8 protein-coding genes are annotated in these 12,105 nt (G+C 45.2%); 1 reads left to right on the forward strand and 7 read right to left on the reverse strand.

Going from position 1 to position 12,105, the window contains the following annotated elements:
• Both BLQ87_RS32895 and BLQ87_RS32900 read right to left on the reverse strand, forming a co-directional pair.
• The coding region (locus BLQ87_RS32895; RefSeq protein WP_218129471.1) for a beta strand repeat-containing protein at positions 1-5,063 on the reverse strand (5,063 nt) is incomplete at its 3' end.
• A 91-nt stretch (positions 5,064-5,154) separates the two neighbouring features.
• Positions 5,155-6,093, reverse strand: a complete 939-nt coding sequence (locus tag BLQ87_RS32900) for a methionyl-tRNA formyltransferase (RefSeq protein WP_083362187.1) — start codon at positions 6,091-6,093, stop codon at positions 5,155-5,157.
• A 192-nt stretch (positions 6,094-6,285) separates the two neighbouring features.
• On the opposite strand from BLQ87_RS32900, the gene BLQ87_RS32905 reads away from it, so the two are divergent.
• The gene (locus BLQ87_RS32905; RefSeq protein ID WP_074613142.1) at positions 6,286-7,230 is read left to right on the forward strand and encodes a bifunctional UDP-sugar hydrolase/5'-nucleotidase; all 945 of its coding nucleotides are present in this window, start codon (positions 6,286-6,288) and stop codon (positions 7,228-7,230) included.
• 60 nt (positions 7,231-7,290) lie between these two features.
• On the opposite strand, the gene BLQ87_RS32910 is transcribed toward BLQ87_RS32905, so the two are convergent.
• The 5 genes from BLQ87_RS32910 to BLQ87_RS32930 form a co-directional block, all read right to left on the reverse strand.
• Positions 7,291-8,244: a phytanoyl-CoA dioxygenase family protein gene (locus tag BLQ87_RS32910; RefSeq protein WP_074613143.1), complete on the reverse strand. Its 954-nt coding sequence runs from the start codon at positions 8,242-8,244 to the stop codon at positions 7,291-7,293.
• A gap of 4 nt (positions 8,245-8,248) precedes the next feature.
• Entirely contained in the window at positions 8,249-9,217 is a 969-nt protein-coding gene (locus tag BLQ87_RS32915) for a hypothetical protein (protein WP_074613144.1), read from the reverse strand.
• 6 nt (positions 9,218-9,223) lie between these two features.
• Complete coding sequence (locus tag BLQ87_RS32920) at positions 9,224-9,916, reverse strand: aspartyl/asparaginyl beta-hydroxylase domain-containing protein (RefSeq protein WP_074613145.1); 693 nt, start codon at positions 9,914-9,916, stop codon at positions 9,224-9,226.
• A gap of 38 nt (positions 9,917-9,954) precedes the next feature.
• Positions 9,955-10,845, reverse strand: a complete 891-nt coding sequence (locus tag BLQ87_RS32925) for a PorP/SprF family type IX secretion system membrane protein (RefSeq protein WP_074613146.1) — start codon at positions 10,843-10,845, stop codon at positions 9,955-9,957.
• 34 nt (positions 10,846-10,879) lie between these two features.
• Positions 10,880-12,105: T9SS type B sorting domain-containing protein (locus BLQ87_RS32930; RefSeq protein ID WP_176833006.1), on the reverse strand; the 1,226-nt coding region annotated here is incomplete at its 5' end.

Consider the following 12,105-nt stretch of genomic DNA (forward strand, 5'->3'; position numbering starts at 1 on the left):
GGACTGAAAGTATAAGTCAGTGCCGGATCAGCATCGCCATAAGTTTTGCTTTTTGCGGTTGCAGTTAGGGTAAGCGCTTTGGAGGTGATGGTCAGGTTAGCCGGGTTGTAAGTGATCAGGTAATTCGGACCCGCGGTTACTGTTCCCTGTGCAATGGCATAATTCCCGATATTCTCACCTGCAGTTCTGGTTAGGTTTCCTGTAAAGGCATCCGTACCGATCAGCGCCGGGCTGAAGGTATAAGTCAGTGCAGGATCGGCTACGCCATATATTTTGGTCTTAGCGACCGCGGTAATGGTTAATGGTTTGGTGGTAATGTTGAGGTCAGCTGAAGTAAAGGCAAGGGTATAATTTGCATTTAAAGCCAGTGTTCCCTGTCCGATGGCATAGTTACCGATGTTCTCACCGGGAGCTCTGCTTACGTTTCCTGTAAATACATCTGTACCGATTAGTGCCGGACTGAAAGTATAAGTCAGTGCAGGATCTGCAGTACCATATACTTTGGTTTTGGCCGTTGCCGTTACGTTGACTGTTTTCTTGGTGATACTGAAATCAGCGGTAGTATAGTTCAGGGTATAGTTGCCATTTAAAGCGAGTGTTCCCTGTCCGATGGTATAATTTCCGATGTTTTCACCTGTGACACGGGATATGTTACCGGTAAAGGCATCTGTACCGATCAGTGCCGGACTGAAAGTATAAGCAAGTACAGGATCTGCAGTTCCGTATTCTTTGTTGTTTGCAGTCGCTGTTACTGCAACTGTTTTTTTAGTGATGCTTAAATCAGCAGCAGTATAGTTCAGGGCGTAATTGTTGCTTAAAGCAAGGGTACCCTGGGTGATGGCATAGTTGCCGATGTTTTCACCTGGGGCTCTGTCAAGACTTCCTGTAAAGGTATCTGTTCCGTTTAGTGCCGGGCTGAAGGTATAAGTCAGTGCCGGATCAGCTTCGCCATAAACTTTGGTTTTAGCGGCAGCAGTTACAGTAATGGCCTGGGAGGTAATGGTCAGGTTAGCCGGTACATAAGTCATCTGATAATTTGTACCCAGGCTCAGGTTACCCTGTCCAATCGCATAAGTACCCACATCTTCACCTGTTGCGCGGTCCAGATTTCCGGTAAAGGTATCGGTACCGATCAGTGCAGGGCTAAACGTATAAGTGAAAGCCGGATCAGCAGCAGCAAAGATTTTAGTTTTAGCCGCCGCAGTCACAGTTACCGGTTTGGCCGTAATGCTCAGGTCTGCGGAAGTAAAGGCAAGGGTGTAATTGGCGTTTAACGCTAATGTTCCCTGTCCGATGGCATAATTGCCAATGTTCTCGCCAGTGGCGCGGTCCAGTGTTCCTGTAAAGGTGTCTGTTCCGATGAGTGCCGGGCTGAACGTATAAGTAAATGCCGGATCAGCTGCGCCATAGATTTTGGTTTTGACAACCGCTGCAACTGTAATATCCTTTTTATTTACGACCAGGTCCTGAGTTACAGGAGTGGCTGCAAGGAAGGCGGAGTTTCCAGCCTGTGAAGCGGTGATGGTTGTTGTTCCTGCTGTAAGGACGGTTATGGTACTTCCGGATACAGTGGCTACAGCAGTATTGCTGGAGGTATAAGTTACCGCTAATGCTGAAGTGCTGGTTGCCGTCAGTGCAATTGGGCTCGCACCATAAACCGAGGCCGCAAGCGGATTAAAGGTAATGGTTTGAGTTCCTTTAGGAACGGAAACAATATTACCTGATTTAGCGCCTTCATTACCAGTTAAATCTACTGCCGAGATGCGGTAGAAGTAGCCGATACCATTGGTTAATCCGGTATGGGTATAGGTTAAAGTACCTGCCGGAATGGTCTGAATAGCTGTCGTTGGGTTAATTGTTGTTCCTGCATACAGGATGTATTTGTCAAGATCCGGAACTGGACTGGCATTCCAGGTGATGGTGTTTTCTGTATTTCCTGAAGTAGCTGCCAGGCCTGTAGGCGCAGCAGGAGCAGTTCTGTCGACAGTTACACTGCTGCTGTTGGTCGTTGCAGTTACCGGGGTTCCTGCATTTCCAGGTAAATCTGAAAAAGCAATGTTAAAGGCAAGAACTCCTTCAGGAGTGAGTCCTGATACGATTTGTGTTGCTGTCCAGTTGTTCCCTCCGCTATTGGTCGGGGTTACCGTAGTTCCGCCCATGGTTACCGTTGGGGTAGCAATGGCTTCTGAGGCCGTAAAATTCAGGGTGATGAGATCCCCTGCTTTTGCTAAGCTTGTGGTCAGGTTGTTCGAAGCAATAGTTACTGTACTCAGTGTCGGAATAGTTTTGTCGTAGGTGACGCTGCTGCTGTTGGTCGTTGCAGTTACTGCTGTTCCGGCATTTCCGGTCGGGTCTGTAAAGGCAATGTTGAAAGCAATGATTCCTTCTGTTTCTGTTCCCGTTAAGAGATAGGCAGCGGTGAAGCTGTTTCCACCTGCAGAAACAGGGATCACGTTGTTTCCTGCGATGGTTACTACAGGAAGTGTTACTGCTTCTGAAGCGGTAAAGGTTAAGGAAATGATATTTCCTGTTTTAGCCGTTTGATTCGAAGCATTATTGGAGACAATAGCTACCGTAGTTAAGGTTGGTACCGTCTTGTCGTAGGTCACACTGCTGGCATTGGTGGTTGCAGTTACTGCAGTTCCAACATTTCCGGCAATATCGGCAAAGGCGATGTTAAAAGGGATTACGCCATCGGCATCTCCCGCTTGTGTGGTATAGGTAGCTGTCCAGTTGTTTGCAGCGGTATTGGTCACTGTAGCGGCATTTCCAATAATGCTCACCACTGGTGTACCGATGGTTTCAGAGGCGGTGAAGCTCAGGGTAACCACATCTCCTGCCTTTGCTTTCGCAGTATTGGCATTATTGGAAGCAATGGTTACGGTAGTTAAGGTTGGAATGACTTTGTCTATGGTATACACCTCTCCGGCAGTATATCCTGCCTGAATATCGTTACCAATCGTGTTGATGATTCCTGTTCCTGAACTTTTAAGGTCCAGTCTTAGGGTTCCCGATCCTGTTCCTGTATTTACACTAACCGTTCTGGTATTATTACTTCCGGAGACGAAAGTAACTGCAGGAGCGGTGATTCCGGTAGAAGTAATGCTGAAATCAGCGGTATTGACACCGGTCACATTTTCAGAGAAAGTTACTAAAAACTGTGCTGCAGAACCATTGATGATGGCATTACCCGTTCTGGTGATGCTCAGTACGCTTGGTACGGTGGTATTGATGACGATATCTTTGTTGGCAGCTAAAGAACCTGCAGCTCCGGGAGCGGCCAGGGTTAAGGTGGCATCGTTTCCTGCGGCGTCTTTAATGGTTCCACCTGCAAGGGTAAGTGCGGTGGTGCTGGCCTGATCCAGGTCAGCGATACTTTGGTTAAGGGCTACAGTGTAGTTAAATACCAAAGCTGTACCTCCTGAGCCACTGGCATAGCTGGCTGTTCCTCCTGAGTTCAGGCTCAGTGTTGGTGTTCCTGTTACGGTTACTGCTTCAGAGAAATTGACTGTTACGGGAATGAGGTCATTGATTTTATAGGTTCCGTTAGCAAGGCTGGAATTGAGCGAGCTTACTACCGGAGCAGTGTTGTCGATGACAATATTTTTGTTGGCAGCTAAAGAGTTTGCAGCTCCGGGAGCGGCCAGGGTTAAGGTGGCATTGTTTCCTGCTGCGTCTTTAAGTGTCCCGCCATTTAAGCTGAGTGCAGTTGTGCTGATATAATCCAGATCTGCACTGGCATCTGTTGGCTGTACGGTATAGTTAAAGGTTAGGCTAGATGTTCCTGTTCCGCTGGTGTAATTGACAGTGGCGCCGGAATTTAAAGCAAGCTGAGGCGTTCCGGTTACAGTAACGGCTTCAGAGAAATTCACGGTCACGTTAATCACTGCTCCTGCTTTATAAGCACCATTGGCAGTGCTTGAGTTTACAGAAGCTACAGTCGGAGCAATTCCGTCTATGACAATCGCTTTGTTGTTACCAAGGGAGGTAGCTGCCCCGGGAGCAGCAAGCGTAAGAACAGCATTGTTGCTCGAAGCATCCTGAATGGTTCCTCCATTGAGGCTTAGTGCGGTAGTAGCCGAATAGTCGAGGTCAGCAGAACTTTGTCCGCTGGCCACAGTATAATTAAAAGTAAGGGTATTTGTGCCGCTTCCACTGCTGTAATTAACCGTGGCACCAGTATTTAAGCTCAATGTAGGTGTTCCGGTTACGGTTACGACGCTTGAAAAAGTAACATCAACAGGGATAACATCTCCGATTTTATAGGTTCCATTCAGGATTGACGAGGTGACTTGTGTCACTGAAGGAGGCAATTGGAAAATTGGATTTGTGCCTGGGAAACCAGTGCCACCAGGTGTTAAAACAACCGGAGTTGTTTCGCTATGGGTCCAGTTGGTTGTTCCGGACAAATCTGCAAGTATTTGATCTTTGGTTCCTTGAACGGTCCCGGTATAGATGATGAAATCTCCATGAAGTGTACTTCCTGTAAAGGCTGCGGAAAAATTTCCGGCCGCTAATATAGATGGCAAATAAGATGTTGTTGCATTTACAGTGCCAGTTGTCTGCCATGGAGTTGGTGAACTCACTCCTCCGGGAGTATTTGTAGACCAGTTGGCAAAAGCATAGACAAAAACCGGAGCGCTGATATTGCCGGTATAGATGAACCAGTTGTCTCCGCCACCGGCAGTAACCAGGGTTCCCCATCCGGTAGCACTGACGGTTCCATAGGCATCCGGACCAGTTACGGTTGGCGTTACACCCGGTGTAATGGAGACTTTGATGACTGTTCCTGCCGGGATTAATGATGTTGTTGTCCAGGTGATTAAACCTTCGGCAGCGACATTGGCAACATCGAATCCGGTGGTTGGATGCCAGCCTCTGTCGGTAATCTGGATGGTTTGCCCAGAGGGAATAGCTGCCAGCGTAACGATGGCGAGTTCAGCAGGGTTGGAGTTTCCATTGTAGCCAATAATGGCAATGTCGCCTGTTGCGAGCTGTCCCATACTTTTGAATCCGCAGCAGCAGAAAAGACAAAAGATGAGCAGCGTTCTGATGGATCTCATGAATGGATTTTTCATTTTAAGAGCGCGTTAAAATTTAGATTTCGGTTCGTTCCCCGGGAGGAACACTATTGTTGGTATTGGTATTATATATTTAATTTAAATTCAGGAAGTGATCACCAGCTTTTAAGCCCATTGCACATATTTTCTTTCCACTGAAGACACCTTCAGGGGTTTCAATAATATTGATTAACAGTAGTTTTTGATCTGTGGTCAGAACCATAGGGCCATGATGTGGATCAACGTGAAAAACCGTTCCCGGCAGGGTGGCACCAGGGGTAAATTCCCCGGTCACTAAAGAAACTTCAAGGATTCTGAACTGTTGTCCGTTCATTGAAGTAATGGCCCCATTGTATAATGGGTTTGCGGCATTGACCAGGTTTTCTATTTCCTGAGCGGTTTGCTGATTCCATTTTATGGTCAGGTCGTCGAGCTCCGGGCTTGTAAAAAAGCTCTCTTTAGCTGTTTCTGTACTTTGATGTTGTTGATTGGCGGCGATTGCCTGTGTGATTTTCCCCAGATTTTGAGTCAGTAGATGAGTTAACCTTGCTTTTGCTATTCCGTAATTTTCTCCGGCCATTAATGGCATATCCTGACTAAAAACCACCGGGCCTTCGTCCAGTTGGGCAGTCATCTGATGTACCGTTAAACAGCTTTGAGGCTCTCCGTTTTTCAATTGCCAGAATAATGGCGCGGATCCTTTGTAAGCAGGGAGTTTACTGAAATGAACATTAAAGATTCCTTTTTCAGGAATGGTTAAGATGTGTTCTGGGATTTTAAAAGGAAAGGTCATGACCAAAGCGGCGTTTGCATGGAGCCCGGACATCCAGGATGCCAGGTTACCCAGGTTTTGCAAATCGGTTTTGTTGACCCTTAATAAGGGAATTTTGTTTGTTTCGGCGTAGTGAATCGTTCCTGTTAAATCGTAATTGAAATCTTCCGGAATTACAATTCCAGCGATTTCACAATGACTGGTTAATCCAGACACCGTTTTAACAAATAACGAACTACTAGTGAAAATAATAATTTTCATGATTTGAGAGCGTAGAAAGATTATTTTGTCGTCAGCCGATGTAATTTAAATGCCTCGGATGACAGTAGTTAACATCCCCCAACGTTAACCGGGGATAAAAATAGTATAAAAATGCTAGTGTTGGTAATAAATTTATATTTATTACGTTCTTTGAGTTTTTTTTCTAATTTTTGTTCCTAAAAATAACGCTCTATGATATCAAAACGAAGATCATTTTTAAAGAATTCTTCAATTCTTGCGGGGGCTGCCCTGCTCGGTAAACCGCTAAATACATTTGCTGGTTCCGGTAAAAGTCCTAAAAAGCTTTCTGAAGGGTTTCTTAAAATCTCACATACCGGGGGATTATCAGGTAGTAACAATTCAGGTACCGAACATTTTAGTGAATTAATCAGGGTGAACAGATTGTTCAGAAGTATTGCCATTTCTGGTTTGGTTCTGGATTCTGGAAATTTCCTGAAAAGGGGAGGGACATCCGAAGATCAGCTTCGAATCGTTGCCATGATGAACCGACTGGGATACCATGCGGTGAACATTGGCGCGCAGGAATTGAGTATGGGGCAGGAGCATCTTGCTGCATTGCTTCCTTCAATCAGTTTTCCCTTATTGAATTGTAATTATGATTTCAGCGATGCTGAGCTGTCTTCCCGCATTAAAAAGTATATCATATTGAAATCCGGAAACCTGAAAATAGGCATTACAGGATTGGGTGCTATGGTAAAAATTCCCGGGGTGGAGGTTTCAAATCCATTCAACTGCGTTAATGATATCGCAAAAAAACTGAAAGAGGAATTGAATTGTGACTTTGTGATTTGCTTGTCTCAGCTTGATGACGAACATAAAAAATATGACGATGAAAAGCTTGCTGCTGCTTCTGAATACATCGATCTGATTATCGGAAGTCAACAGCAAAAACTGATGATAGATGCGAAGGCATTGAGGAATGCGAAAAAATCGAATGTGTACCTGAGTCAATCTGCGTCTGAAGGCCGGACTGTTGGGGAAATGAGGTTTGACTTTAACCATGCCAATCTGGTTACCGGCTTTCACCACCGTTTTAATATCTCTGGTGCTCAGAATCACCTAAGTCCGAAGTATACCTATGCAGTGCTTAAACGTATGGCAATAGCTTGCGCTTAAATGCTGATATTCCGTCATTGTGTTTCGGTATGAAAGAGACACAATGACGGATAATTTCCTTTACAATTTAGAGAAACTCAGGTATTGAACAAACCTTGGCAGCGTTGAATTGTTACTCGTTGCGGCATGTGGAATCGTATTTCTCCAGAGGATCAGGTCTCCTTTTTCTCCTGCGATTCGCTGAGGAACCTCAGTTAACCGCATAGAAGTATGTGCCCGCTCTAATGAAGAAAATTGTTTTATCCATTCCTCAAAGCGTTGATGAAACCCTGGAACAAGCTGGAGCGGGCCTCCGTTTTCAGGTACATCATTTAGATACAGGATTCCCTGTACTTCAAATTCAACGGGTTTGTCCAGATCAATATCCCAGTGTAATTTTCCATGTTGGAATCCCCAGACCTCACATTCAGGAGGGTTATATCCCAGTTTTTCTATGTTGGCTACCAATTGATCCGTTTGGTAAAGGTCTGCAAATATTTGCCTGATGTTTTCCTGTTTTCTGACGGTTTCCATAGCTTCATTCTGGTATAGCTGAACCATGATGCCTTGCCAGTCCGGGTGTTCCATATACCAGGTTGCAGGGTGGTTCAGGTCTATATTCAGGTGTCGGCGGATCTGTAGTGCAACTTCGTCACAGCGTTGATCGTCGACTGCTTTACTAATCCTTAGGTAACCATTTTCTTCCCAGAACTGTATTTGTTCAGGACTGAGTACTTTCGGAAAAGTTCCCGGATTTTCATTCTCCCTATTTGGATTGTCCTGCCACTGTTTAAATTTTTGGTCTGCTTCGATCACGAAGTCCTGTCCCTTGAGCTGAATTACCCAATTCTTAAAATGCTGAAAATCTTTACAGTCGGCATATAGAAAGAAATAGGTTTCAAACTTACCTAGTCCGTAAAAATTGAGCCATATCGTTTCTATACGGTCAAAGTCATCAGGCGTAGGTTCATTCTTTCCTATCCTTCTTAGCTGATGCGTTTCATAAAAAAGCGTGGTGAAATTGCAATCTGTCATTTTGTTATGCTATGTCTTTGTTGAAATGTACTTGTCTGAAGTTTTCATAAGCCCGGCTAGCTTGTTGATATTGATCTTCCGGACTTGTGGGTGGTTCTTTTTTGAAAGGCTCTGACCCGGCTTTACTATGGTAATTTAGCCTAGCTTTGACGCCTTCCGGATTTCTGATTTCAATCCCGGTGAATGAAGCGAAACTGCTGATCATTTCTGCTGCTCCATCGGCATAGTCTGCAAAGGTGTTTTTTTGGTGTTGTTGCCTTTGTATTTTCAGCAGTTGCTGATAGTATCCTTGCAGGACATCAGCCGTATAGCGGCTAAAGTCGCCCCCATATTCCTTGATAGGATCGATCTGTAATAATTTCTTGTTGATCATTCCCGGAATGCTGTGCAGACCTGCCAGTTTTTTATGTGAAGCCAATACTTCATCCGGTGTTCTGGATAAAAAGAAGAAAGGTGTATCAGGGAACCAGGTTCTCAGTTGTTCGTAAAAATGGAGGTGCCAGCTGTCGAGCTTGATGATAAAGGCTGATTCCTTATCATTTCTGAATTGCCCCATCAGATTTATTGTGGCTTTAAACCAAAGTTCTTTTTGGGTTAAACTTATGTTAGGGGCCTTTTCTTCAGCCCTTAATATTTCGTCTAATAGCGGTGCTTCTGAGATGACAATGTTTTGTTCCTCTTCAGAAAAGGCTTGTGTGATCAGGGTGGAACCGCAACGTGATACGTGAAAAATGAAAGCATCAGGTTTCAGATGAGGAATTTCTTGCGCTATACTGGTTAGGAAATCGACCGAACTGTTACTTTGAATTCTTCGTTTTTCTTTTCTTTGTATGCTGCAGGCGCTGATGGTCTGGTCAAAGAAAGGGGCAGTGATGCGGATGTCTTCCAGGTCCATCCAGGATAGGTTCCATCCATCTTTTTCTTCGTAAGACAGTTGGTAGGGCAGCCAGTTTTTTAGTGGGTGTTCCATCATACTAATTTAAGAAGTGATTCCTTTTAGATTTGCAATGATGCTTCTTGCGGCATCGGTATCCTGACGTTCCAGTTCGGCGATAATTTTGTTTCTGGTCTCTTCATCAAATTCATTTGCCTTCGGCTCCTTACTGATTTCGTAACCATGTTTTTCGAACAACTGATCTGTCCAGTCATTTCTGATCCCGTCTATAATCAGGTGGACCCTGGTGCTGAGTCCTTCGTTTACGATGCTATGCGTACTGCTGAAATCCATGTACCAGCATTCTCCTTCATTTAACCGGAGCTCGTGGTTGTTTACGGTAAACTTTACCCCGGGATTGGTGACCACCGGGATATGGATTCTTAAAACGCCGTCTTTATAGGCACAACCAGGATCCCGGTGCGGTTTAATGACGCTTCCCGGTGCCAGCGCAAGCAAGCGAATCGCTTCTTTTTCGCATTTCCAGGAATCAATAATTTCCTTGATGTAAGGAGTTTCTGCCAATAAAGGGGTATCCTGATAGGCACCCTGGCCGGCATGGGCATAGATGTCATTTGTGAGCCCGCTGATGGAGCGGAGAGAGATACTTCTCCAGTCTCCATTGAAATCCTGCGAATTGAAATGTAAGGGCCATTCACGCTGCAAGCAGTAATCCAGCTCTTGCTGAAGCTGCTTGCGGTCATATTGGAAAGTAAATTTTATATGTGTTGGGAGCATGTTTTTATGACCCTAAGGTATAAAAAAGATAGTATGTTTTATTTGCCTAAACTTAATCTTAGGTTGAGTTCAAAACTGCCATTGGTGTATCCGCTCAAAGCAGATGTTTGTGTGGTATACATTCCGCTAACCAGGTATTTCTTTCTGAAATCCATTCCCAGTCCGAAGGTGGCACTTTCGGTGCTGTGGTATAGACCCATAATGAATACCTGTTTGTTGGCAATTTCCAGTTGCGCACCCGCATCCCAGATGTTGTCAAAACCTTTAACACCCCTGTAAGCGACTTTAGGTTCCAGGTCCAGTCCGTTTAGCCCTTCGCTGATTTTCAGCTTATAGCTGGCTGCGGCGTAGAATGTAGTCACATCAGCCAGTTTGATCACATCCTTTTTAAGCACGCTTTTCAGGTTTGGGATGGATGCCTGCACGCTTAGCTTGTCGGAAGTATAGGCGATTCCGAAATCGCCATCCAGATAGGTCTTTCTGTCATTGTACTGACCTACCATCGGATCGTTGGGATTGCCATAGATATCACTGGTCTCCAGGCGCTGGTTCATGAAACCTAAGGAGATTCCGAAATGCAGCTGATCATTTTTTTCATTGAGTTTAAGGTGGTAAGCATAACTTCCCACCACCCTGATTTGTCTTTGCAGACCTGCACTTTCGTGATAAACGTTTAATCCTATTCCAACCTTATTGAAACCGTAATCACCGGTAAGGCTTTGGGTAAGGGGGGAACCGGGAACATTGCTCCATAGTTTACGGTAGGCGGCATTGAGTTTCAGCCCGTTTGTGGCACCGGCCAAGGCCGGGTTAATGAGGTACTGGTTGCTGTAATATTGTGCTGCCAGCGGGTTTAACTGTGCCTGGCTTTTAGTACTTATGGTGAAACCCATAAGTACTAATGCTAAGAATTTATATTTTGTTTTCATCTTAATGATGTTTTATTTGAATAACAGATTCATCTTAATTCTCTCTGATTACGGTGATAAAGCCTTTGAATTTCGGACTGGCTGTACCGAAGTCCAGCACAAAATAGTAGGTGCCTTCAGACAGTGCGGTTCCGTTCAGGGTACCATCCCAGCTGTTGTCATATCCTTTTTTGCTGTAGATTGGTCTGCCCGCCTTGTCAAATATTTTCACCTCATTGTTCGGATAGAAATCGATGTTGTCAATGACCCATTTGTCATTGTATCCGTCTCCGTTAGGGGATAAAATATTGGTGGCTTTCACTTTCGCGTAGTCCTCCACTACCGTTACGGTAAAGGTTTTGGTATCTGTACATCCGCTGCCATTTGTTGCCGTTACCGTGTAGGTGGTGGTTTCCCTTGGTCTTACCGTTAGTGTGGCCGTGTTTTGTCCGCTGATGATGCTGCTATGAGTAGCCCATACATAAGATACGCCACCTGTTGCGGTGAGCTGCAGTTTTTCTCCCTTACTCACTTCTGTGCCTGTAGCTGTGGTATTGGTTCCTATGTTTGCTGCAATGGCGATGACAGGTAACGGATTCACCGTGATGACAAAAGTTCTGCTGTAAGTATCCACACCTCCGTTGTCTGTTCCGCCATTATCTTTTACCGTTACGGTAATGGTTGCTGTTCCTGAAGCGCCGCTTCTTACACGGTAGCTGATGTTTCCGCTGCTGCCGGTTTTAGTCGCAGTGATGTTTTGGAACAGGTTATTGTTACTGCTTGTTGCGGTAATGGTGGTGGTTTGGGCCGTTTCCGGACCGGCAGAGATTCCTGTTAAAGCTACATTCTGAGCAGCCGTGGTATAACAGATGGTCTGGCTGTTGATTGGATCCAGGGTTGGGATTTCATTGACATCGCTGATGCTGATGTTAAAGCTTTTTTCCAGACTGAAACCATATTGGGTGGTACTCTTCAGCCTGATGCTGTAGCTGGCCTTGTTTTCGAAGTTCAGGCTTGCTGCGGTTAACAGGTTGTTTCCTGAAATGCTGAATGAAGCATTGTCGGTATCACCTGTTCCTGAAACAAGGGCATAGGTAAAGGTTGCTGCCGGATCATCAGAAGTACTGCTGAGAGTTCCTGCCGGAGTTCCCGCCGGACTGTTTTCATAAACTGTCGTTCCGGCTACCAGGATATTTGTTGGTGCACCTGGTCTGATGGTTAACGTTCCGTTTACAAAACTGATCTGGTAATTGTTTGATGTTGCTGCAGAAGGAACGATAT

The sequence above is a fragment of the Pedobacter steynii genome, from assembly GCF_900103665.1.
GTDB lineage: Bacteria > Bacteroidota > Bacteroidia > Sphingobacteriales > Sphingobacteriaceae > Pedobacter > Pedobacter steynii.

Coding starts and splice junctions, on each gene's coding strand:
- BLQ87_RS32915 (WP_074613144.1), bottom strand. CDS start 9,217: ATGATGGAACACCCACTAAAAAACTGGCTGCCCTACCAACTGTCTTAC.
- BLQ87_RS32925 (WP_074613146.1), bottom strand. CDS start 10,845: ATGAAAACAAAATATAAATTCTTAGCATTAGTACTTATGGGTTTCACC.
- BLQ87_RS32905 (WP_074613142.1), top strand. CDS start 6,286: ATGATATCAAAACGAAGATCATTTTTAAAGAATTCTTCAATTCTTGCG.
- BLQ87_RS32900 (WP_083362187.1), bottom strand. CDS start 6,093: ATGAAAATTATTATTTTCACTAGTAGTTCGTTATTTGTTAAAACGGTG.
- BLQ87_RS32920 (WP_074613145.1), bottom strand. CDS start 9,916: ATGCTCCCAACACATATAAAATTTACTTTCCAATATGACCGCAAGCAG.
- BLQ87_RS32910 (WP_074613143.1), bottom strand. CDS start 8,244: ATGACAGATTGCAATTTCACCACGCTTTTTTATGAAACGCATCAGCTA.